The following is a 24,718-nucleotide window of genomic DNA, read 5'->3' as shown; positions in this document are numbered from 1 at the left end:
GTATAAGTGAACTAAAGGGGGATGACAATGAATTATATTAAATACATTCAATCAGCAGATGGTACTAACCTATATGCGAAGGTCAACGAGGTATCGGAACCAAAGGCCAATATCATTGTTGTTCACGGTTTAGCTGAACACCTTGAACGTTATGATCATATCACTACATTTTTAAATGATAATCAATTTAACGTCATTAGATACGATCAACGTGGACACGGTCGTTCAGAAGGAAAGCCTGTATTTTATAGTAATAAAGATGAAATTGTAGAAGATTTAGATGCGATGATTCAATTTGTGAAAGAAACCTACAAAGGTAATGTCTATCTTATTGGACATAGCATGGGCGGATACACAGTCACATTATATGGTACAAAACATCCTGGTCTTGTCGATGGTATGATTACTTCTGGGGCATTGACACGGTATAACCTGAAATTATTTGGAGAACCTGACCGTAGTCAACCAGAAGATAAATATTTACCGAATGAACTTGGTGACGGTGTATGTTCAGATGAAGATACGATTCGAAAGTATGAATTAGACGATTTAGTAGCTAAAGATATCTCTTTTGGATTAATTTATACATTGCTTGATGGCGTAGAATTATTAAAAGCACAAGCAGCATCGTTTACTGATCCTATATTAATATTACATGGTAAGGAAGATGGTCTTGTGAGTTATCAAGATTCACTTGAATTGTTCAATGACATTAGTTCCGAACATAAATCAATCCATATTTATGATGGACTGAAACATGAAATATTTAATGAGGCTTCATATAATCAAAGTATTTTCCAGGAAATAGTAGACTGGTTAAATCATAATGTATCTCAATAAAATGATAACCGGGATAGTGCTAGCTATGCACTTATCCCGGTTATTTTTATATCAAACGATTAATGTAATAAAACTTGTGTGACTAACATGCCACCACCAAATACAAGTACAAAGACGACAACAGGCCATACAAAACGGAACCAGTGAGAATAACGCATATTAAGCATTTGTAATGTTGCCATGACTAGACCTGTTGGTGCTAAGAATAGCATTGCATATTGTCCAAATTGATATGCAGATACAATAGTATATCTAGGAATACCAACTGTATCAGCTAGTGGTGCGAAAATAGGCATCGCTAACACAGCTAATCCAGATGATGATGGAATAATAAATCCTAGGAAGAAGAAGATAAATAATAAAGCGATTATAAATAATGGACCTTGAATATGTTCTACGAGTGAAGAAGAAAAATGTAAAATCGTATCTGAAATGCGACCATTATTTAATACTAAGTTAATGCCACGTGCTAATCCGATAATGAGTGATACCCCAACTAAACTGGAAGCACCTTTGACAAATTCATCAACGACACCTTGTTCACCTAAACCATTAGGACCAGTTGCAGTGAGTAGCATGATAATAATGGTAAAGATAAGGAATGCAGAAGCCATTGTTGGGAACCACCAACCTTGTGACATCACACCCCATACCATGACTGGGAAAGGTATCACAAAGAGTAGTAAAATTAATTTTTTACGCATTGTAAATGATTGTTGTGTGGTATCGTGCTGCATCACAGACCATTGTTGATCAAATTCATCTTTGTCTTCGTAACTATAAGACGCGGTAGGGTCTTTTTTAATTTTTTTACTATACCAATAGAGGTAACCAATAACAAATAGTGCACCGATAATACAACCAGCGATACGCCAATACAAACCTTCAGTAAATGTAGTGCCGGCTGCATTAGATGCGATAACTACTGAAAATGGATTGATCGTAGAGAATGTTGAGCCCATCGAACTTGCTAAAAAGATAGCACCCACACAAACAATAGAGTCATATCCCATAGCTAAAAAGATAGGGACAAGTATAGGATAGAAAGCTACAGCTTCTTCCTCAATACCACATAAGGTACCACCAAGAACCATTAATATAGATACAAAGAAGATTAATAAAAATTCTCTGCCTTTGGTCTTTTTAGTTAGCGCCAGTAAGCCAGATTCAAAGGCACCACTAGCTTGAACGACACCAATTAAACCACCGAGTACTAAAATGAATACCATAATATCAGCAGCTTCAATCGTACCATTTACCATACTATTCGTAATATCAGACAAATGAGCAGGGTGTTGATCTAAGCGCTCATATGTATTGGGAATGGATACAGGTTTATTAATCGCACCTGAAGTAAATTGATCAATATCAATTTTGACACCCATCTTATCTAATTCATGTTGTGTAGCTTTGTGTGTTTCAACTTTACCTTGCGGACTTTCGACCTTTAATACATGATCATCATAAGATAATTTAGAGTAAGAACCTGCAGGAATCATCCAAGTTGCTAAAACAGCTAAAATCGTTAAGATGAATAAAATTGCAAATGCACCAGGCATTTTTAACTTAAACTTTCTTTTTGGTGAAGATGTATGACCATCGTTCATCGTGTGTTCCGTTTCCATTCAATCTCCTCCCTATACATACTTTATTAGTGAATAATTATAAATAAATATACATATAATTTCAAACAAATTAAGCATAACATTAATTATGAAAAATAATGAGGAAAAATTAACATTTTCAAAGAAAAAAATAATTGAGAATTAATGAAGTTCAATCCCACTGACTAAGCTGTTATTAAATCATGTTAGCTAAAAATAACCAGTACGTTTTTGTCTTCACGTACTGGTTTCGTCTGCCATCAATATACTATTGTTCGATATATCTTCTTAGATGTTTGGCGGTTACAGATTGTTCAACATCAAGTAAGCCCTGTGGTTCGCCGCTATAAAGGAGTTGTCCGCCTTTATCACCTGCATAGGGACCGATATCAATAAACCAATCTGCTTGTGTCATCATTGTTAAGTTATGCTCGATTAGGATTACTGTGTTACCTTGATCAATTAAATGATTGAAACATTCGATGAGTATGGGAAGGTCGTCTTCATGAAGACCAGTCGTAGGTTCATCAAAAATAAATATTGCATCATGTACGGTTTCTGTTAAATATTTACTCAATTTAACACGTTGTATCTCCCCACCAGAAAGCGTATCTAGAGATTGTCCTAGTGTCATGTAATTTAAGCCAGTATTTGCTAAAGCTTGTAATGGTTGAACAATGTGCTTATCATTTTTGAATTTTTCGATGGCTTCTTGGACAGTTAATGATAAAATATCAGCAATTGAGTAGCCATCAACTTTGGCTTCAAGTATTTCGGGACGATACCTTGTACCACCGCACATTTCACATGTTTGAGAGAAATCAGGCATAAATGCCAACTCAGTTTTAATTATGCCCTTACCATGACACTCAGGGCATGCACCTTCAGAATTATAACTGAACATACTTTTCTTAAGCCCAGTTTGTTGACTGAAGAACTCGCGCACGTCATCAAAGATATTTAAATAAGTTAGTAAGTTTGAACGGTTTGATGCGTGGGCAGGTTTTTGATCTATGAAAATCGCATGGCTATTTTTTTCAAATGCTGATGTGATTAATGAACTTTTACCTGAACCTGCTACGCCTGTTACGACAGTCATTGCATGTTTAGGCAATTGAGTAGTGATATGTTGCAAATTATTTTTAGAAATATCATTAATCTCTAACATATCATTGTTTGATCTAATGTCATCTTTTAAAGTATGCGTACGATGAAGTGCTTGGCCGGTACTCGTTTGAGATTTGAGTAAATCTCTATAAGTGCCTTCAAATGTAATTTCGCCACCATCTTTACCAGCTAAAGGTCCAATATCTATAACATGATCGGCAGTCTTGATAACGTCAGGGTCATGTTCTACAACAAGTACTGTATTGCCTTTATCTTTTAAAGATTGTATTAAGTCATTAATCCGTTGAATATCCTCAGGATGAAGTCCCACACTCGGTTCATCGATAATATAGACAAGGTCACTGAGTGGACTATTCAAATGTCTGATGAGCTTAATTCGCTGTGATTCACCACCTGATAAAGATGTCGTTTCCCGTGATAAAGTTAGGTAGTTAAGACCAACATAGCTCAATGATTTAAGTTGTTGTTTGAGTGGTTCGATAATAACTTGTGCTTTGGTCGATTCAATCGTTTCTAAAAACGCTAAAGCATCATCGATTTGTAAATCGGTAAAATCAGCAACATTCATCCCATTGATTTTACAACTTAATACTTTGTCATTAAGTCGTTTACCTTGGCATGACGGACAAGCATGTTTAGTTACAACACGTTCAATATCTTTCGCAAAGCGTTTTTTCTCAAAGTTATCATTTAATAAAAAGGAACGTCTAAATCTATGAATTAATCCTTCAAACTTTGCGGTTCTAGGCCAATTTGCTGGTGGATTTTTAAGCTTTGTTGGTTCTGTGTATAAAAACGTGTCTAATTCTTCTTTAGTATAATTTTTTAATTTTTTATCATTATCAAATAAACCTGTATATAAATAACGTTTTCCTCTCCAACTGTCAGGACGAAATGATGGAAAGTTAATCGCATCTTCATTTAAGGACTTATCAAAATCAAGCAGTTCATTTAAATCGATATCTTCGACATAGCCTAATCCTGAACATGTTTCGCACATGCCTCGTGTATTATTAAATGAAAAGACATCGGAGTATCCGACAAATGGTTCTCCAATACGCGACCATAATAAACGTACAGAAGCATAAATATCTGAAATCGTGCCTACTGTAGAACGCGAATTACCACCTAAACGTTTCTGATTAATAATCATCGCTACAGGTAGATGTTGAATTTGATCGACTTCTGGTTTGGAATATTGACTTAATTGATGCTGGATATAACTCGAGTAAGTTTCATTGAGTAAACGTTCAGATTCGGCTGCTAGCGTATTAAATACTAGGGAAGACTTACCTGAACCGGAGCGCCCTGTAAAAACAGTTAATTGATGTTTAGGAATGGTTACATCTATATTTTTTAAATTATTTTGCTTGGCACCAATGATTTTGATTTCTGACATGTGTTTCACCTCTTAATACGGTATTACCCTAATATGTATTTTCAATTCGTTATGAATAGTCATTTAATAGCGCTTATTCGCCATAAGATGAAGTGTGTATAATTACAAAAAATAAAAATTGTATAGAATTGGATTTGATTATTGACTTTTCAGACAAATTTTCGTAACATTTTAATCAATTACTAGTTAAAGTAAGTGTAAGTGATGATGTCGAAATTGTTTATTTTAACATTATTGTAAGCGCTTACTAACAAAAGAAAGTATGGTTCTTATGAAAGCTTGGTTTACAAAATTAATTGAGTTTTTACCACGTGCAATTGTCAATTTATTCATCTAGTCATTTAGGATTGATTTAAAAATAAAATAAAATAGAGGTGCCGAATATGAAAAATAGAGAAAATAAATATAGTATTCGTAAATTTAGTGTAGGAACATCTTCCATTTTAATTGCAGCATTATTATTTATTGGTGGAGGTTCTGCTCAAGCAGCTGAAAATCAAGATAAGGGAAATGTTGATTCAGAAGCACAACAAGCACAATCTATTGGGGAACAACAGGGAAATGATGTTAAAAATGAACAAACAAATCAATCTAGTGAATTAAAAGAACGTAACGATAGCGTTGAAACACAAAATGACAATCAACAAGATGCAACACCAACAAGCTTACATAAAGAAACATCTGAGAAAGATACTACACAAACGTCACAAGACAATACTGAAGAGAAACAAACAAAAGATGCAACAGTAGAAACTGAGCAATCAGCTGATCAAGTGCAACAAGATGTTAAAACAACTAAAGAAAAAACAACAGAAGATCAAGCAACAAAGTCTGTTGAAAAATCTGATGCTACAACGCCAAATCAAAAGGACAAAGCTGATGGCAAAGCAACAAAAGAAGAAAAGCCAACACCTAGTCCAAAGGCGCAAGATAAAGCATCATCAACTCAAACACATCAACATGATGTAGATCCAGAATTTAATAGCAAACATAAAGCTTCACAAGTGGATCCAGAATTTAGTCATAAGCAAGCGCAAAAGAAAGCGGATGTAGATTCAGAGTTCAATAAAAATCATAAAGCGCAACAGGTCGATCCAGATTTCTCTCGACGTCATGCTACAGAAAAAGCGACTCATGCTACTGTGAATAAAGAAAAAGCAGATGCCACAATTAATCAAAAAGACCAACAAAAAGTGACAGCACAATCAGTTGAACAAAAAGCAACAGCTCCGAATCAAACTGATTCATCTCAAAAATCAAAACAAAAGCAACCTGTCTCTCTTGATCAATTAGAAAAAGATTCACCATTATTATCAAAAGATAATCCAAGTAAAAAAGATAAAGAACAAAAAGACGGTTTACAAGCGCTAAAATCGAATACAGTTGCCACATTAAATAATCAGTCTAAAAATAAAGTAGCCGTAGCAGATAAAGATCAAACAAATAAGAAAGCTAAACAACAACAGTATAAAAATCATGATCCTATCATTCTCGTTCATGGATTTAATGGATTCACTGATGATATTAACCCAACTGTTTTATCACATTATTGGGGTGGCGATAAAATGAATATTCGCCAAGATTTAGAAGAAAACGGCTACAAATCATATGAAGCAAGTATCAGTGCCTTCGGTAGTAACTATGACAGAGCGGTAGAACTATACTACTATATCAAGGGTGGTCGTGTAGATTACGGTGCAGCACATGCTGCGAAATATGGTCATGAGCGATATGGTAAAACATATGAAGGTGTATATAAAGATTGGAAACCAGGTCAAAAAGTGCACTTAGTTGGTCATAGTATGGGTGGACAAACGATTCGCCAACTTGAAGAACTTTTAAGAAATGGTAACCAAGAGGAAATTGAATATCAGAAGAAACATGGTGGCACAATTTCACCATTATTCAAAGGTAATAATGATAATATGGTTTCTTCAATTACAACACTTGGTACACCACATAATGGTACTCACGCTTCAGATGTATTAGGTAATGAAGCGGTTGTAAGACAGGTTGTTTATGATATTGGTAAAGCATTTGGTAATAAAGATTCAAGAGTCAACTTTGGTTTATCTCAATGGGGCTTAAAACAAAAACCAAATGAATCATATATCGATTATGCTAAACGTGTGAAAAACTCTAAGTTATGGAAATCACAAGACAATGGTTTCTATGATTTAACTCGAGATGGTGCAACAGACTTAAACCGTAAAACATCATTAAATCCAAATATTGTATATAAAACATATACTGGTGAGGCAACACATCCATCACTATTTGGTAGACAAAAAGCAGATTTAAACATGTTCTTACCATTTATTTTAACTGGAAATGTGATCGGTAAAGCTAACGAAAAAGAATGGAGAGAAAATGATGGACTTGTATCTGTGATTTCTTCACAACATCCATTTAATCAAAAATATACACAAGCAACAGATAAAAACCAAAAAGGTATTTGGCAAGTAACACCTACAAAACATGATTGGGATCATGTTGACTTTGTTGGACAAGATAGTTCTGATACAGTAAGAACTAGAGAAGAATTACAACAATTCTGGCATGGTCTAGCAGATGATTTAGTACAAAGTGAAAAGTTAACATCAGAGCAAAAAGCACAAGCATAATTAAGATACTATATCTTTAATAAAGAAAGGAGCATGCACTATGACTGCGGATTTCTTCCAATTAATCGGATCATTCTTCAAAGTATTAAAAGAATTACTTAAGTAATATATAAGTAAAGTACCTCACATGCTTTATGAGCATGTGAGGTACTTTTTTAATGTAAAAAAACAATTGAATTTAAATATCTAAATTTATAAAAGTAAAAAATATTTAAAGAAATATAAAAATAAATTATTTAATTATAAAAAGTTGTTATGATATAGATGTGTCAATGATTCACTTTTGGAAGGAGATTTTAAAAATGAAAAAAATGACAATGTTAGCAGGTTCAGTATTAGCAGGCACACTCGCAGTTGCAGGTGTATCTGGTGTGGCGGACGCAAGCTCAGTACATAAAACTGCCAAACACCAACATCAAACAACTCAAGGTGACCGTCCTTATGGTGGAATTGCACCTAAGGGTATGTCAGAGAAACAATATGCAGAATTAGAAAAGAGATTACCAAAAGCAAGTGAAGTATCAACTAAAGAATATAATCAATTAGTGGATAAAGAAACACAACGCATCGCTGATAAATATGACGTGACTATTCATGCACCGCGAAAAACATTCCATCCACATCAATAATTCATAAATAATAAGGCGTCTCGCACAATGCGGGACGCCTTTATTGGTGAACAAAAAGAACCTAAGACATATAGAAATGCCTCAGGTTACAATAATAAATATTCAGTAGCGGAGGGAGAAGGATTTGAACCAACGCGAGCACGAAGCTCCTACCAATCATAAATGATTGGCCTCTTAAGCCAGACTTGAGTATCCCTCCAAATCAATTAACAAAGAACAGTATATAACTATCTATAGTAAATGTAAAGATAAATGGATTAAAAAATTAAAAATTTGTAAAGACGTGCAATATTCTAAAAGAATCAATTTAATTTTATAGTTAAATGAATCCTTTAACTATACGAATCAAGCCATAAATGATTTCAGGTATACTTTGAAATAAAATTTCATTGGTTGTCTCTTTTAGAATGTCCATTTTACTTCTTTTACGATTTTTATTTTTTGTTGCCAAAATCTATCCCTCCGATTAAGCACCATAATAACAAAAGTTAAATGCACACATTAAAACAATGAACGAATTAGACGCATAAGACCACCTACCATTTCAGGTAAAAAGTTAAATACGTCTGCCCAAAATGAGTTTTTAGTTTGTTTTTCATCTTCAGCAATTACTTTTTTCGTCTTTCTGGTCTTGTTGGGATGTCATTGTAGCTACCTCCATATTCATGATCGTATTGCTCTTCCATTTCATTATAACGTTCATTTAGTATCTATCATAATATAATAGGGTTATGTGGGTTAGCCCAATCAATATCAAGTTTGTCACATGATTGTCAAAAATTAATCATATGCATGATGATGTATAGACATTCAATTTACAATGAAATGATATTAAGATGATAGTGCTCTAGAATGCCTAATCCAAAATTGTCTTAATTTTAATATAATGAAAATGAAATGAAAGCTTATGAAAACTCGTATTGAAGATTTCGAAAAATTTCTATATACCTCTTCACGTTGTTCAAAATCTTTTGTAGTATATCACTCATGTTGATTTTTTGAACGAAACGAAAAGGGGGAAGCAGTGATGAGAGAAAATAAAATGATGTTTTTTATTTTTATGTTAGGTACGTTTACTGTTGGTATGGCTGAGTATGTTGTCACAGGATTACTAACACAAATATCTGATGACATGCATGTATCTATTTCAAGCGCGGGACTGCTTGTGAGTGTCTATGCGATTAGTGTGGCAGTGATTGGTCCATTCATGCGTATATTTACGATGAAAGTCCATGCGCATCGCTTGTTACCTGTGCTTGTAGCTATATTTATCGTGAGTAACTTAGTAGGAATGTTAGCGCCTAATTTTAATGTGCTCTTATTATCAAGATTAATGTCTGCAGCCATGCATGCGCCGTTCTTTGGCGTTTGTATGAGTGTAGCAGCGGCTGTTGCACCACCAGCTAAGAAACCGCAAGCAATTGCCTTAGTTCAAGCGGGTCTAACGATAGCAGTCATGATTGGTGTGCCGTTCGGATCATTTTTAGGTGGCTTGGCTAATTGGAGAGTTGTATTTGGTATCATGATTATCTTAGCAGTGATAACGATGTTAGGTATGATGAAGTTTACACCTCACGTTTCATTAAGCGCGGAAGCCAATATTTCTAAAGAATTAACCGTATTTAAGAACCCACACATTTTAATTGTGATTTCTATCATCGTATTTGGTTATTCAGGTGTGTTTACAACTTATACGTTTATGGAACCAATGATTCATGACTATGCACCTTTTAAAATAATTGGATTAACCGTATGTTTATTCTTATTTGGGCTAGGTGGTGTAATTGGTAATTTAGTGACAGGTAGTGTACCAGAACACGCTCTAACTAAATATTTATTCTATACGTTCCTCTTATTATTTATTACTATTATCTTATTCGTTACTTTTGTTCATTATGCAGTATTAGCATTACTCATTTGTTTCTTATTTGGATTTGGAACATTTGGTACAACACCGCTGTTAAATAGTAAAATTATATTAAGTGCACATGAAGCACCATTACTAGCAAGTACGCTAGCTGCTTCTATATTTAATGTAGCTAACTTTATTGGTGCTATACTGGGTTCAATATTATTATCAATTGGATTACCATATATGACGATTACATTCATATCTGGTGGTATTATTATTTTAGGTATCATACTCAATACAGTAAATAATGTTTACGAGAAAAAGCACATACAATTTCATAATTAATTAATAACCCTGTTCGACACGTGATCGAGCAGGGTTTCTCATATTTAATCATTACTTTTTAACTTTAAAATTGACGACCTGAGGAATATGAGAATTTGAATGTGCTTGAAGGTAATCGATAATTAATTGTGCGCCGTCAATTTGGATATCTTTAACAACTGGTGCGTTGGCGTACATATCATATTGACCGCCACCCACCGAACGATAGTTATTCACACAAATTGTATACATTTGATCAAAGTCTAATGGTTCACCATTGAATTGAATATGTGACACACGTTGTCCTCTAGGCTGACTAGCTTGAATCGTGTAACTTACACCGGCGAATATATCATAGTTAAAATGTTGAGGTTTCGGTTCCATAAAATCTTTACTGATGGTGATTTCTTCTTGAATAAAATCGAAATATTCAGCAGAGCGTTCTATTGCAGCTTTAATATCTGCACCGCTAACACGTAATACTTTAAATGTATTTGGGAAAGGATAATTGTTAATAACATCACGCATTGTAACGTGTTTTGTAAAGCCAGTTGCTGAATCAAATAAGGCTGTACATGCCATATCGGCACCACTCTTAGCTAATAAGACATAATTTAAAAAATTGATAAATGGATGTGGTGCTATACGAGCTTCAAATGCATCATCCACAATCATTTCATTAGGTAGTTCAGCAATCTGAGTATCGAGCCAGTCTTCTAATTGACTTCTTAAATAGCGATCATCTTCATTAACAACAAAGTCATCATCATCGCTAACCGTTAATAAACTACATGACGCAATGTGTTCATGAGTGTCATCGTTCAAATTCAGAACAACTTTGCCTATAGATCGACCTCGTGTACCAGGTTGGATGACTGCCGTTTGGTTGAATAACGTTGCGATATCTCTATGTTGATGACCTGTAATGAATATATCAATATCATCACAGAAGTGTTCTAAAATTGCATAACCTTCATTTTCACCTGTTTGTGCTTCGGTAGCGTCTCCAGTTTCTAAATCTTTTTCAAAGCCACCGTGATAGCTCACAACAACGAAGTCTGATTGGCGCCGTACTTCGGGTAGCCAACGTTGTAATGTTGTTACGGCACTTTCAAAGGTGAGTGACTGGATGTGTTCAGGTTGTTCCCAATGAGGGATATACTGCGTCGTTAATCCAATCACGCCAATTGTTTTACCATTAACATCGAAATAGTGAATGCCCTGATGCGTGAGTAATTCACCATTCTCAAAGATATTGGCACATAACACCGGATAGTTTAGACGATTCAATGTATCTTTCCAATAAGGTAACCCGTAATTGAATTCATGATTACCTAGCGTACCAAAGTCAAAGGACATACGATTATAGAAATTGACTAGAGGCTGACTATTCTTGATATTAGAGACGAGATAATTACAAAATGGTGAGCCTTGTAAAAAATCACCATTATCTATTTTAATATGATAAGCGTAATGTTGTTGGTCTTTTTCAATCAAATGATTAGCCAACAATAAGCCCATAGGTAGGTATTGGTCTCTTTTGGAGAAATCTGTTGGAAATATGTAACCATGTATATCGCTCACTACGTAAAACGCAAGTTGTTCCATAAAATATCACTCCTCTTTACTCATCATGAATTATAGAACAATATTGTTACATTGTGTATTATTAAATAAAATTTACAAAACCTTCAACTGTATTTAAAAATAAGTTATTAAAATTCATTTTAATATAATACAAAATAACTTTAATATGTGGTAATCTATAAGTGTAATTTTATTATATACATATTACACCAAATACGTATTAGAAGGGACAGTTATTAGATGAAAAAGTTGAAGTGTTTATTGATTCTTGTTTTATCAGTCATTATGTTTACGGCAGCATGTGGAAATTCAAGCTCTTTAGATAATCAAAAGAGTTCTGACAAAGGTTCAGATTCTAAATCTGGAGATTATAAACCAAAAGAACTAACGGTACAATTTGTACCATCACAAAATGCAGATAAATTAGAAGCGAAAGCGAAGCCACTTGAAAAACTTCTGTCTAAAGAATTGGATATGCCAGTTAAAGTATCCGTTTCTACCAACTACAATACAATTGTCGAAGCCATGAAATCTAAAAAAGTAGATGTCGGCTTCTTACCTCCTACAGCTTACACATTAGCACATGATCAAAAAGCAGCAGATTTATTATTACAAGCACAACGTTATGGTGTGAACAAAGATGGTTCACCTAATAAGCAACTTGTGGATGACTACAAATCAGAAATTTTAGTGAAGAAAGACTCAGATATTAAAAGCTTAAAAGATTTAAAAGGTAAGAAAATTGCCTTACAAGATGTAACTTCAACAGCAGGTTACACATTCCCATTAGCTACATTAAAAGAAGAAGCGGGTATTAATGCAACTAAAGATATGAAAATCGTCAACGTTAAAGGGCATGACCAAGCAATCATTTCATTATTAAATGGTGATGTAGATGCAGCAGCCGTATTTAACGATGCACGTAATATTGTTAAGAAAGATCAACCAGATGTATTCAAAGATACTAAAATTTTAAAACTTACGGATGCGATTCCTAATGATACGATTTCTGTAAGATCCGATATGGATAAAAAATTCCAAGATAAATTGAAAAAAGCATTTAAAGATATTTCAAAAACCAAAGAGGGACATAAAATAATTAAAGAAGTATACTCACATGAAGGTTATACTGATACAGATGATTCTAAATTTGATGTTGTCAGAGAAAATGAAAAAGCAGTTAAAGATATGAAGTAATGCAAAAAACAACTACTTAAATAAAGTTCAAATGACTTAAACAAAGTACATGACTTTGAAATGCTAAGTGTTGAATTGGATGAAATATTGGGAGATTTTGATATTCAATTCGCCTTAGTATTTCTTTGTAAAAGAAAGGTGTCAAACATGAGTCAAATAGAATTTAAAGATGTCAGTAAGGTTTATCCTAACGGACATGTAGGATTAAAAAATATTAATTTAGAAATAGAAAAGGGAGAATTTGCGGTTATAGTTGGCTTATCTGGGGCAGGTAAATCAACATTACTAAGATCAGTCAATCGTCTCCATGATATTACATCTGGTGAGATTTTCATTCAAGGCCAATCGATAACGAAAGCACGAGGAAAAGAATTACTCGAAATGCGCCGTAACATTGGTATGATTTTCCAACATTTTAATTTAGTTAAACGTTCTAGTGTTTTGAGGAATGTATTAAGTGGGAGAGTGGGCTATCATCCGACTTGGAAAATGGTGCTTGGGTTATTTCCTAAAGAAGATAAAATTAAAGCAATGCATGCACTAGAACGCGTAAATATTTTAGATAAGTATGATCAACGTTCGGATGAACTTTCAGGCGGACAACAACAGCGTATTTCAATTGCACGTGCATTATGCCAAGAGTCTGAAATCATATTGGCAGATGAACCTGTAGCATCGTTAGACCCATTAACAACGAAACAGGTTATGGATGATTTAAAGAACATCAATCAAGAATTAGGCATTACGATTTTAATTAACTTACACTTTGTCGATTTAGCAAGAGAATATGGTACTCGTATTATTGGATTACGCGATGGTGAAGTAGTCTATGATGGACCTGCTTCTGAAGCGACTGATGATGTGTTTAGTGACATTTATGGACGCTCAATTAGCGAAGACGAAAAGCTGGGAGTGAATTAATATGACCGCACCAGTACAACAAAAATATGATACATATTTAAAGCGGAAAATGTCGCTCAAGACAAGTTTTACATTTGTATTACTCATCGCGTTAATTGTTTGGAGTTTTATTTATACAGGCTTTAATGTTGGGGAATTAATGGTTGGCTTACCTCAAATAGGTGATTTGTTTGCCCAAATGATTCCGCCTGATATGAGCTACTTAAGTCAAATTACACAACCCATGTTAGACACAATTAGAATGTCGATTGTCAGTACTGTATTAGGAAGCATCGTGTCTATTCTAGTCGCATTATTATGCGCCAGTAATATAGTACAGAAGAAATGGATTAATATACCTGCACGATTTGTATTGAATATTGTCTGTACGATTCCAGATTTACTACTTGCGGCGATATTTGTTGCTGTGTTTGGTATTGGTCAAATTCCAGGTATTTTAGCGTTATTTATTTTAACGATTTGTATCATAGGTAAGCTATTATACGAATCGTTAGAAACGATAGATCCAGGACCTATGGAAGCGATGACGGCGGTAGGTGCAAATAAGGTGACATGGATAGTTTATGGTGTGGTGCCACAAGCGATATCATCATTTGCCTCATATGTACTTTATGCATTCGAAGTAAATATACGTGCTTCAGTCGTGCTAGGTTTAGTAGGAGCGGGTGGCATTGGATTGTTTTACGATCAAACATTAGGTCTATTTCAATATCCGAAAACCGCTACCATTATTTTATTCACGTTGGTTATCGTAGTCATCATTGATTACGTTAGTACGAAAGTGAGGGAACAACTCGCATGACGACTAAAGAAACGCAATATCCATTACACACTAAAAATCATCGAAAAAAGTTGATTAAACAATGGCTCATTGCAATTGTAGTAGTGAGTATAATTATTTGGGCTTTTTCAGGTGTGCCAAGTTTAGAACTCAAAAGTAAATCTATTGAAATTTTAAAAGCTATTTTTAACGGTTTGTTTCACCCAGATTTAAAATATATTTATATTCCTGAAGGTGAAGATTTATTAAGAGGGCTATTAGAAACATTTGCTATAGCAGTCATTGGTACTTTTATAGCAGCTATTATTTGTATTCCACTTGCATTTTTAGGTGATCAAAATATGGTGAAATTACGACCTGTTTCAGGCATTAGCAAATTTATATTAAGTGTTATTCGAGTATTTCCAGAAATCGTGATGGCATTAATTTTTATTAAAGCGGTAGGTCCTGGTTCATTTTCAGGTGTTTTGGCACTCGGTATTCATTCAGTTGGTATGTTAGGGAAATTATTGGCAGAAGATATCGAGAGTTTGGATTTTAGCGCCGTAGAATCATTAAAAGCCAGTGGTGCTAATAAAATGAAAACATTAGTGTTTGCAGTTATTCCACAGATTTTACCATCATTTTTATCATTAATCCTTTATCGATTTGAATTGAATTTACGTTCTGCTTCGATTCTTGGATTAATAGGTGCTGGTGGTATTGGGACACCACTTATCTTTGCAATTCAAACTCGTTCTTGGGACCGTGTAGGTATTATATTAATTGGACTTGTAGTCATGGTAGCAATCGTTGATTTGATTTCTGGCGCAATACGTAAACGCATCGTTTAATTAAGCGGATAGGCTAGAGTTTCTCATTATGGGAAACTCTTTTTTTATTAGGAAGCAATTTTTATAGAAAATCTTATTTTAAGGATGAAAATATAGTTAGCAATCGAATATAAATTCACAAGTCATCGTGGTATAATAATATTAAATAAATATTTTATATAATATGTTTGGCATTGTACGAGTATCCTAAATGTTTAAACACTATTATATATGATTCAATGATGGAGATGACAAATCATGATCGATATTCATAACCATATATTGGTTAATATGGATGATGGACCAAAAACGAAACAAGCCATGATTCAGTTGCTTACTCAAGCTAAAAAAGAAGGTATCACAGGCATTATAGCTACACCACACCATCTAAACCCTAAATTTAATAATAGCTTTCAAGATGTTTCTTTGACATTAGCAGAAATGAGAAAAGTACCAGAAATTAAAGACTTAGGTATCGAATTATTTCCAGGTCAAGAAGTAAGGCTAACAGAAGCAATGATTAAGGAAATTGAATATGGTAGCATACAAGGATTAAATAAATCACGTTATTTATTGATTGAACTACCATTTGGCGATGTACCAGACAATGCTAATCGACTGTGTAATGAATTACAAACTCTAGGATATATACCAATCATAGCGCATCCAGAACGTAATAAAGCAATTGCCAAAAATCCGTATCTATTGTATGAGTTGATTAGTAACGGAGCAATGAGTCAATTGACAGCAAGTTCTTTGTTAGGTGATTTCGGAAGAAGTGCTCAAAAATTATCATTACGTTTTATTGAATGCCATTTAGCACACTTTATAGCATCCGATGCACATTCTGTAGAGCATAGACCTTTTGTATTAAAACAATTATTTGATGAACGTAAGTTAATGCCTTATAGAAATAAAATAGAAGAAATGATTGAAAATGCTAAAGCTATCGTGAACAATGAAGCTGTTTATTCGGATAAACCATGTGAGCCGGAGATGATGAGACGATTTCTAAGATGGTTTTAAAAATGAATTTGAATGAATAATGAAAATAATTTAGACAATAGTTGTAAAAGTAATGTGTAAGGTCAAGTGAAGAGAGGTATGGATGAATAACCTGGGAAATGAATTAACCTTTAAAATGAAGAGGTGATAAAGTTGGAAGATAATCAAAAAGTAGTTAATGACAGAACAAATAATGTGTTGGGGGCATTAAGTTATTTAAGTATATTCTTTGCACCTGTACTTTTTCCAATTATTGTTTGGATCGTTGCGGAGCCACCTGCATCTACGTATTCTAAAAAAGCGTTATTAAACCATGTCATGTCTTGGGTTTGTATGGTTTTAGCCATTATTTGTTTTGCAATGGCACCTGCAGTATACAATCAAAGTACAGTGTTAATGGTAATTTTGTTTATTTTGGGTATCGCATTTATCTTAGGATCTGGAGCACTTTTTATTATTAATATCGTTAGAGGGATTCAATTATTAATTGATTAATTACTCATAAGGGAAGCGTCGTTCAATGACTTTGAACGACGCTTTAAATGTATTATTAGAATTTTTCGTATCTTATGGGTCTTGACGTGCCATACGAATTTTTAACTGATGTTTGTATGAATACATGGTTTGCATCTTCGTAGTCTAAAATATACACGAGTTGAGGATCTTCTTCAGAAGTCAGTTTAATACGTTGATGTTCGGTATCAATTTGAAGAATTTGATATTGATTGTGATTCGTATCAACGCCAGTTTGAATGCTAATAGATTTTTGGGCTGATGGGTTAATCCAATTGCCTAAAAATAAGTGAATGGTGTCTTGCTTTGACTTTGTGAGTGTAAGTGCGTCGTCATTAATATGAATAAAGTGGAGTTGATACATAGCGTCGCCTGCCTTCAATCAATATCTATATTATGTTTAATAACCTATCATTGTGTCGTCCCATGTATAGTCTCTGTTGAATGATAAATGAAGTAAATTAGAGTCTGCATCTTGAATAGATAAATCAGTATCCCATGGATTCCAGAAAATCAGTTTGTCTTCATTATTAATTTTAGCATTACCGACAACTGCCATAGCGTGACCAAGATGAGGATCATTAGGATTATTCTCAACACTATGAGCTAATATCATAGCGCCTTTATTATCTTTAGTTAATTGATCAATTTGATTATAAGAAGGCATGCCACTTTGATGTTGAATGTCTCTACCTTGTGAATTACCGTATTTAATCATTTGATGTGGGTTAGTTGAGAATTGTGGTAATTCTTCTTCGCTAACATTTGGGTATAGTGTTCTCATAATATCGTGTGCATTATATTTATCTGTATTCTTAGTGGCATTCAGTAGGGCTGCCATACTAAAACCAGCAAACCATGAATTATCAAATTGTTGTTCTCTTATTTTGAAGTTTTTTAACGTGTTTTCATATTGAACTTGATTGTCTTGGTTGGCTTCAGCTGCTTGATTTTCATTTATTTTTGTTGGCTCAGATGTGGCTTTAAGTTGTTGTTTAAGATGAGATGACATATGTTGGCTATTTTCTTTATTTTTGATGTTTGTAGGAAGCGGTGTGGCTTTAACTAATCTAACTTGTCCATTTTCTTCGAAGTAGAAGCCTTTTTCATCAGTTAAAATCGTTATATTTGTGTGTTTGTCTTTAATTTCTTCTAAATCTTTAGCGATGAAATTTGAGATTTTAACACTATAGTTTGCATTTTCTTTAGATTGTTTTAAATCAGCTTCATTTTTAGGGCTAATCGTTAATGTATAAATAATTTTGCCATCTTTTAATACTGGATAATAATAACTATTATCTTCTTCACCATTAAATTTATAGATTTTAAATGCTTCGCCTAATTGATAGTCACCAGTTTGGCTATTTTTTTGTTTATCTAGTGCTTGAGCATAGCCTTTATATTGTTGTTGTGCTAGATTCTGAACTTTTTGAGGGACTTTATCATTTTTAACATTAATTTCTAGTTGATTGGACTTCTGTGCAGCATAAGATTTGTTAAGGTCAGTAAAAGCAATGGTTGATAATAAGAGTATGGCAAATAAGAGAATACTTATTAATTTAAACGATATATGTTTATATGAATGATGCATTTAACAACCTCCGATAATGTTTGATGATTGATTTATAAGTATACGTTGTCTGTTTATTCTGAATTTTTATATTAATATGTTTGGCAAGTTACGCTGCGTCTGGATTATCGTAGTTATTATCATCATCGTTGTTATTATTGTTATTATCGTCTGTGCCATTATTGTTATCATTGTCGTCATTATTGTCGCTATTTGAGAAATGAATATCTTCAATATTTTGTTTTAAGAAGTTTTGAACATTGTTGTTGATAAAGACAGCGCCATTATAGCTATTAGCTGCGCCACCCCAATGAATACTAATGACTTCGTTACGGCTATTGAATACAGGTGAACCTGAATTACCACCAGTTGTACTTAAGTCATAGTGCATGTCTTCACCTTGAATTTGAGTAATTTTACCTCTACTTTCCCACATAGTAGCAAGTGGTTTATCTCCTGGATAACCAGTTACAGTAATAGGTTGATTTTGACTTGTGTCCGCATTGTCACTTAAAGTGGCTGGTGTAACAACTTCACCAATATTTTGATTTTGGTTATTAGGTGAGAATTTAACGATGGCTAAGTCTGCATTACCTGGATATTTAGTGATTTGTTCTCCAGTAAAACCGCCATTTGGATAATTATTTTGATTAACTGCAGAAGGGAAAGCTTTTAAAGCGCGTGGATTTCCGTGAGTCGCATCTACAACATGCTTGTTAGTTAAAAGTTTGTCTTTACCTACAACAACGCCTGATGCGATAAATGTACCTTCGTTTGATTGAACTTGAACGAAAGTAACAGGAGCATAGTGACCTAACGTTGTATCATTAATTTGATGTCGATCATTGTTAGGTAGTATGACATTTGCGCGTTCTTTCTTTTCAACAGGTTTGACGTTATTACCTTTATCAATCTTCGGTGTCTTTTGTTGTTGAGATTGTGTGGTTTGTTGGTGATTATCGGTTGATGATGTCGTTTCTGCATGTGCCGGATTAATTAATGTCGCTGATGTCAAAGTTGCAATTAACAAAGAACTTGCTGTAAAAAACTTAACTTTCATTTTAAAACCTCCTAAAAATTATATTTCCAACACAAATATAACACCAAAAATTTTTAAGTCAATACAAATATATAAAATAATTAAAAAAGTTTTTTAGAAAATAATGTTTTATTAAATGTTTTCTATAAGATTTAATTAAATATAATTTTATATTATTTAATTGTACAAAAATGGATTTTAACTATATAAAAAGCACCGACTAAAACTATAAAAATAGTAATTAGCTGGTGCTTCTTAGTATTATATCAATTGTAATGAAATTAATAGTGTTTTAATGATAAGCCTATTTTTTAGCAGATGATTTTCTTAATAAAATAAAAGCTACGCCTAAAACGAGTGTGATTACAAAGCAAATGTATGGCGCACGTGTTCTGTCTTGACCTGTTGCAGGTAATGAATTTGATTGGTGATGAGTTGTTATAGCTGATTGCGGTGTTGTAGTATCATGTGATTGTTGCATTGAACGACTTATCATTGCTTGGTTGTTAGCATGAATAGGTTGTCCAACTGCATCATGGTTAAAGCCAACATCCGCATTTTTATTAGCAACAATCGCATCGCCATTTTGGTTATGATTAAAGTTGTTATCGATACTGTTATCAGAAGCAATAGGGTTGCCGTCTTGGTCGTGATTAAAGTCGCTATCTACGCTATTAGCTGTCAATAAAGGATTACCGTCTTCATCATGGTTGAAGCCAGCATCCGTATTATCATTACCAACGATCGCATCGCCATTTTGATCATGATTAAAGTTGTTATCGATATTGTTGTCTAAGGCAATAGGGTTGCCATCTTGGTCATGATTGAAGTCGCTATCTACGCTATTAGCTGTCATTAGAGGATTACCGTCTTCATCATGGTTGAAGCTAGCATCCACATTATCATCAGAAACGATCGCATCGCCATTCTGATTATGATTAAAATTGTTATCAATGTTGTTGTCTACGGCAATAGGGTTACCATTTTCGTCGTGATTATAAGTTGAATCTGTTTGATTAGCTTGAGTGATGGCATTACCATTCGACTGATGGTTAAAACCTTGGTCTACTTGATTATTTTCTATAGTTGCAGCTGAAGCCTCGTGATGTGATGTAAGAAATAAAGCAGAAGTAGTGATAGTTGCGCCGATTAAGTATTTGATAGAATGATGAGTCAAAAAAATCTCCCCTTGAATATATTTATTTATACAGTAAAGAAATTTTATCTAAGTTATTGTAGTTAACTCATAAAGTTAAATGTTTAGTTATCAAAACTTCGTTATGTACAATCTAAATATAGCATCAAATCATTTGAAAGCCCTATGAATCAGGTGTCAATGAAATAACAGTTTTGTCACTCTAATCATCAATCATGTAATAACACTTAATATTATCTAACAAAGTAAGTACTTTTTATAAGGCTTTATATTATGTAGAATACATTTAAAGAGGTGAGAACGATGGAAATAGTATATGTAGCTGGCGGTTGTTTGTGGGGCGTTCAAGCTTTTTTTAAAACTATACCAGGTATCGTATCAACTGAAGCGGGAAGAGCTAATGGAACAACATCAAATTTGAGTGGTGAATACGATGGTTATGCCGAATGTGTAAAGTTAACATTTGATCCGGATAGTTTAACTATTCGTAATATTATGGCATATCTTTTTGAAGTGATTGATCCTTATAGTTTAAATCAACAAGGTCAAGATATAGGTAAGAAATATAGAACAGGATTATACAGTGAAAATACGCAACATTTGAAGGAAGCACAAACTTTTATTAATGAGCGTGAAGATAGTGATTATATTGTAGTGGAAGTCTTACCTCTGTCTAACTATGTAAAAAGTGCGCCCGAACATCAAGATAGATTGGAAAATTATCCTGAAGATCATCATTTGTGTCATATACCCATGCATATGTTAAATAAATATAAATAAAAGAGGTCACTTAATGTGACCTCCGTTTTAATTATTTGCGTTTACCGTCAAAAGTATCGAATAAGCTTAATGTTGCTAAGCCTAATAAGTCTAATGCATGTTGAGCACCTTTTTTACCATGTCCAGCTTCGAAGTGTTTGTAAGCTGCTACACTTAGTACTGAAATTGTAGCTAATGAGCCTAAACGTGAAGCAGTTTTACTTAAGAAGCTTACTGCGAATAAGCCTGCAGCAGCTGCTTCAATCGTACCAGCTAATTTAACTGATTTTTCAGGCATACCGAAGACATTTGTGAATGTATCTGACATACCTTGGTCACCTTGTAATTTTGGTTTTGATGCATCGTAAAGTTCTTTAGCAAGTTTTAAATTTGTAGCATAACGTAAAATCATAAAAATATTTCCTCCTATTTATCTTCAAAATATTTATCTACTATAGGTTTAACCTTTTCCCCGAAAAGACGGATGGAATGCATTGTTTTTTCATGAGGCATTGATCCAACTGGTGTATGAATCATAAAACGATTAAGACCTAGAGTTTCTACAGTTTCAATAATTTTTTGTGCGACCGTTTCAGGGCTACCTAAGTATATCGCACCTTCACTTCCAATTTCTCTTTCAAAGGCTTGTTCATCGAAAGGTGGCCAACCACGTTCTCTACCAAGTACATCTTGATGGGCTTTTAATGAAGGGAAGAATTCGCGTTTAGCTTGCTCATCAATGTCAGCAATATATCCCCAAGAATGTACAGATATTGGTAATTGAGATGGATCATGTCCATATGATTCAGCAACAGATTTGTAAATTTCTATATTACGTGCGAACCGTTTAGGATTACCACCAATAATAGCATAAGTGATTGGTAAACCAAATGCACCTGCTCGTAATGATGATTCAGGTGTACCACCTGTAGCGATAGAAATCGGTAATTCGCCATGTTCTATTCTAGGATAAACACCTGTGTTTTCAACGCTAGGACGTAATTTACCTTCCCAATTGATGATTTCATGCTTATTAATTTTTAATAGCATTTGAAGTTTTTCATTAAATAAATCTTCATAGTCATTTAAGTTGTAACCAAATAATGGGAAAGATTCAATAAATGATCCTCTACCTATCATTACTTCAGCTCGACCATTAGATACAGCATCTAATGTAGAGAAGCGCTCATATACTCTGACTGGGTCATCAGATGATAAAACAGTAACAGCTGATGATAGTTTGATATGTGAAGTACGTGCAGCTGCAGCAGCTAACACAGTTACTGGATCTGACACAGCGTAATCTTTACGATGATGTTCGCCTAAGCCATAGATATCTAAGCCTAGTTGATCAGCCAATTCTATTTCTTCTACGATATTTCTAATTCGTTGTGCATTTGAGATAGGAAGTTCTGATCCTTCCGGCATATGAATCGCACTATTATCGGCAAATGAAGTTAATCCTAATTCAATTTTCATTATTGCCACCTACAATATATTTTTTATACTGGGTATATTATATATCGTTGGTTTTTGAAAGTCAATACTATTTATTCGTCTTATTATTGAGGTTATTTTCGGGGATAAAAAGCATATTTGTGATAGCAATTTAATTTGCGGTAAATTTAAAACTTTTTGAAAATTAAATAGGTTCTTTAGTTTTGTTGATGAAAGTGTAATAATAGTTAACGTTATTATTAATAGGAAGGGAGCATCGGTATCATTGGAGGAACAACGTCATTATAATCTTATCACTACGATTCTATTTTTCTCAGGAATTATCGTTATGGGTAGTTTATATACTGCACTTCCACTTACAGCAGCATTTGCACATTCCTTTCATATACCCCAATCGGTAGCCACATTAAATGGTGTCATTTTTTCAATTATGTATTCAATAAGTTGTTTGTTTTATGGAACGATTTCCGACAAATATGGAAGAATTAAAACCATTTTAATAGGTTTGAGTGGATTGACCATCATTTGTTTTATTATCGGATTTGTACAATCATTTTCACTATTACTCATTATGCGGGCATTACAAGGTATATTCGCCGCAACATTTTCTCCAGTAGCAATCACGTATACGACGGAAACATATCCAGCTAAAAAAAGAGTTACTGCAATTAGTTTTATTAGTACTAGTTTCATGTTATCGGGGGTATTAGGACAGAACTTAAGCGAACTCATTGTTCATCATCTTAACTGGCATTGGGTATATTTCACTTTAACTGTATTATATTTGTGCTTAATATTTGTTATTTACCGCTATGTACCAGAAAGCCCACGTCGAAATTCAGATGTACAACTAGTAAAATTCTTTGATAACTTTAAAGATTTCCGCGATAATCTAAAAGTTTTATATTGTTTATTCATCTCATTTACATTATTAATTATGTTTATCAGTATGTATGCCATTTTAAATTTATACATTTTATCAGATAAAGTAAATGGAGATATGTCTACAGCATCATTAGTAAAATTATTTGGTGTGATAGGGATGTTGGTATCGTTGTTAGGAGGCCGTTTAAGTGGCAGAATAGGTATTAAGCGTGTGATCTCACTTGCCTTACTTACAAGTACGTTATCACTTATATTGATGGGAATCACGACAAATATTATTTGTATCACATTATTTAGTGTTACATTTGTTGCTGGTATTGCATTTGCGATTCCATCAGTCATATCGAAGGTAGGTATGACTGTTAAACATAATCAAGGATTCTTTTTATCAGTCAATACTGTCATATTATTCATGGGAACAGCAATTGCACCTATTTTAATGATTTATATCGCTAAGTTACCGCAATATTTCTTAATGTTTGTTTCAATCGCATGTATTGGTTTTGTTTCGTTTATTGTATCGTTATTAATGCCTAAAGATGAAAGTGTATATTAAATAAAAAGCATAACGAATGATTTAGTTAATAGATACAATATATATTTAAACTATTTATTTATAGTGTATAGCTATAAGT

At 33.7% G+C, this 24,718-nt stretch carries 22 protein-coding genes and 1 tRNA gene; 12 read left to right on the top strand and 11 right to left on the bottom strand.

Annotated features, from left to right (window positions below):
* Positions 1-27 precede the first annotated feature (27 nt).
* On the top strand, positions 28-840 hold the full coding sequence (locus ACZ267_RS02675) for an alpha/beta hydrolase (RefSeq protein ID WP_002466579.1): 813 nt from the start codon (positions 28-30) through the stop codon (positions 838-840).
* Positions 841-899: 59 nt separating this feature from the next.
* Here ACZ267_RS02675 and ACZ267_RS02670 read toward each other — a convergent pair whose 3' ends face one another.
* Entirely contained in the window at positions 900-2,465 is a 1,566-nt protein-coding gene (locus ACZ267_RS02670; RefSeq protein ID WP_047211254.1) for a YfcC family protein, read from the bottom strand.
* A gap of 247 nt (positions 2,466-2,712) precedes the next feature.
* Complete coding sequence (locus tag ACZ267_RS02665; protein ID WP_047211253.1) at positions 2,713-4,971, bottom strand: ATP-binding cassette domain-containing protein; 2,259 nt, start codon at positions 4,969-4,971, stop codon at positions 2,713-2,715.
* 383 nt (positions 4,972-5,354) lie between these two features.
* Here ACZ267_RS02665 and lip point away from each other — a divergent pair, with 383 nt between their 5' ends.
* Positions 5,355-7,595 (top strand): YSIRK-targeted triacylglycerol lipase, encoded by a 2,241-nt coding sequence (lip, locus tag ACZ267_RS02660; protein ID WP_058714616.1) that lies wholly within the window; start codon positions 5,355-5,357, stop codon positions 7,593-7,595.
* A 302-nt stretch (positions 7,596-7,897) separates the two neighbouring features.
* Complete coding sequence (locus tag ACZ267_RS02655; protein ID WP_047211251.1) at positions 7,898-8,224, top strand: hypothetical protein; 327 nt, start codon at positions 7,898-7,900, stop codon at positions 8,222-8,224.
* A gap of 109 nt (positions 8,225-8,333) precedes the next feature.
* On the opposite strand, the gene ACZ267_RS02650 is transcribed toward ACZ267_RS02655, so the two are convergent.
* Together ACZ267_RS02650 and ACZ267_RS02645 are read right to left on the bottom strand one after the other, a co-directional pair.
* A tRNA-Ile gene (locus ACZ267_RS02650) sits at positions 8,334-8,423 on the bottom strand.
* Between the two features lie 120 nt (positions 8,424-8,543).
* Positions 8,544-8,675 (bottom strand): hypothetical protein, encoded by a 132-nt coding sequence (locus ACZ267_RS02645; protein ID WP_002466168.1) that lies wholly within the window; start codon positions 8,673-8,675, stop codon positions 8,544-8,546.
* A gap of 576 nt (positions 8,676-9,251) precedes the next feature.
* On the opposite strand from ACZ267_RS02645, the gene ACZ267_RS02640 reads away from it, so the two are divergent.
* Complete coding sequence (locus tag ACZ267_RS02640) at positions 9,252-10,421, top strand: MFS transporter (protein WP_047211250.1); 1,170 nt, start codon at positions 9,252-9,254, stop codon at positions 10,419-10,421.
* 51 nt (positions 10,422-10,472) lie between these two features.
* Here the strand turns inward: ACZ267_RS02640 and ACZ267_RS02635 are convergent, their stop codons facing one another.
* Positions 10,473-12,008: a bifunctional metallophosphatase/5'-nucleotidase gene (locus ACZ267_RS02635; RefSeq protein WP_079449114.1), complete on the bottom strand. Its 1,536-nt coding sequence runs from the start codon at positions 12,006-12,008 to the stop codon at positions 10,473-10,475.
* Between the two features lie 219 nt (positions 12,009-12,227).
* Between ACZ267_RS02635 and ACZ267_RS02630 the strand changes: the two genes are divergently transcribed.
* The 6 genes from ACZ267_RS02630 to ACZ267_RS02605 all read left to right on the top strand — a co-directional run bounded on the left by ACZ267_RS02630 (position 12,228) and on the right by ACZ267_RS02605 (position 17,198).
* Positions 12,228-13,184: a phosphate/phosphite/phosphonate ABC transporter substrate-binding protein gene (locus tag ACZ267_RS02630; RefSeq protein ID WP_047211248.1), complete on the top strand. Its 957-nt coding sequence runs from the start codon at positions 12,228-12,230 to the stop codon at positions 13,182-13,184.
* Between the two features lie 147 nt (positions 13,185-13,331).
* Complete coding sequence (gene phnC / locus ACZ267_RS02625) at positions 13,332-14,105, top strand: phosphonate ABC transporter ATP-binding protein (protein ID WP_002466170.1); 774 nt, start codon at positions 13,332-13,334, stop codon at positions 14,103-14,105.
* A gap of 1 nt (position 14,106) precedes the next feature.
* Positions 14,107-14,907, top strand: a complete 801-nt coding sequence (phnE, locus tag ACZ267_RS02620; RefSeq protein WP_079449113.1) for a phosphonate ABC transporter, permease protein PhnE — start codon at positions 14,107-14,109, stop codon at positions 14,905-14,907.
* Positions 14,904-15,719, top strand: a complete 816-nt coding sequence (gene phnE, locus ACZ267_RS02615; protein WP_047211246.1) for a phosphonate ABC transporter, permease protein PhnE — start codon at positions 14,904-14,906, stop codon at positions 15,717-15,719. Before phnE (ACZ267_RS02620) ends, phnE (ACZ267_RS02615) begins: the two co-directional genes overlap by 4 nt.
* A gap of 237 nt (positions 15,720-15,956) precedes the next feature.
* Positions 15,957-16,724 carry a tyrosine-protein phosphatase gene (locus ACZ267_RS02610; RefSeq protein WP_047211245.1) on the top strand — a complete coding sequence of 256 codons (768 nt, stop codon included), beginning with the start codon at positions 15,957-15,959 and terminating at the stop codon, positions 16,722-16,724.
* 132 nt (positions 16,725-16,856) lie between these two features.
* The gene (locus tag ACZ267_RS02605) at positions 16,857-17,198 is read left to right on the top strand and encodes a hypothetical protein (RefSeq protein WP_049414784.1); all 342 of its coding nucleotides are present in this window, start codon (positions 16,857-16,859) and stop codon (positions 17,196-17,198) included.
* A gap of 55 nt (positions 17,199-17,253) precedes the next feature.
* Here the strand turns inward: ACZ267_RS02605 and ACZ267_RS02600 are convergent, their stop codons facing one another.
* From ACZ267_RS02600 to ACZ267_RS02585, 4 genes are all read right to left on the bottom strand, one after another.
* Positions 17,254-17,580, bottom strand: a complete 327-nt coding sequence (locus ACZ267_RS02600; RefSeq protein WP_047211244.1) for a cysteine protease inhibitor staphostatin B — start codon at positions 17,578-17,580, stop codon at positions 17,254-17,256.
* 36 nt (positions 17,581-17,616) lie between these two features.
* Positions 17,617-18,807, bottom strand: coding sequence for a C47 family peptidase (locus ACZ267_RS02595; RefSeq protein ID WP_079449112.1), 1,191 nt, complete (start codon positions 18,805-18,807; stop codon positions 17,617-17,619).
* An 88-nt stretch (positions 18,808-18,895) separates the two neighbouring features.
* Positions 18,896-19,846: a trypsin-like serine peptidase gene (locus ACZ267_RS02590; protein WP_047211242.1), complete on the bottom strand. Its 951-nt coding sequence runs from the start codon at positions 19,844-19,846 to the stop codon at positions 18,896-18,898.
* A gap of 283 nt (positions 19,847-20,129) precedes the next feature.
* Positions 20,130-21,002, bottom strand: coding sequence for a hypothetical protein (locus ACZ267_RS02585; RefSeq protein WP_058714243.1), 873 nt, complete (start codon positions 21,000-21,002; stop codon positions 20,130-20,132).
* A gap of 282 nt (positions 21,003-21,284) precedes the next feature.
* Here ACZ267_RS02585 and ACZ267_RS02580 point away from each other — a divergent pair, with 282 nt between their 5' ends.
* The gene (locus tag ACZ267_RS02580; protein ID WP_047211240.1) at positions 21,285-21,761 is read left to right on the top strand and encodes a peptide-methionine (S)-S-oxide reductase; all 477 of its coding nucleotides are present in this window, start codon (positions 21,285-21,287) and stop codon (positions 21,759-21,761) included.
* Between the two features lie 31 nt (positions 21,762-21,792).
* Here the strand turns inward: ACZ267_RS02580 and ACZ267_RS02575 are convergent, their stop codons facing one another.
* Positions 21,793-22,152, bottom strand: coding sequence for a hypothetical protein (locus tag ACZ267_RS02575; protein ID WP_002452034.1), 360 nt, complete (start codon positions 22,150-22,152; stop codon positions 21,793-21,795).
* Positions 22,153-22,166: 14 nt separating this feature from the next.
* Entirely contained in the window at positions 22,167-23,219 is a 1,053-nt protein-coding gene (locus ACZ267_RS02570; RefSeq protein WP_047211239.1) for an LLM class flavin-dependent oxidoreductase, read from the bottom strand.
* Positions 23,220-23,463: 244 nt separating this feature from the next.
* Between ACZ267_RS02570 and ACZ267_RS02565 the strand changes: the two genes are divergently transcribed.
* Positions 23,464-24,639 (top strand): MFS transporter, encoded by a 1,176-nt coding sequence (locus ACZ267_RS02565; protein ID WP_002467427.1) that lies wholly within the window; start codon positions 23,464-23,466, stop codon positions 24,637-24,639.
* Positions 24,640-24,718 lie beyond the last annotated feature (79 nt).

This window comes from Staphylococcus sp. AC872 (assembly GCF_979255425.1).
The sequence above is the reverse complement of the archived record's forward strand: the minus strand, read 5'-3'. Positions and strand labels throughout refer to the sequence as shown.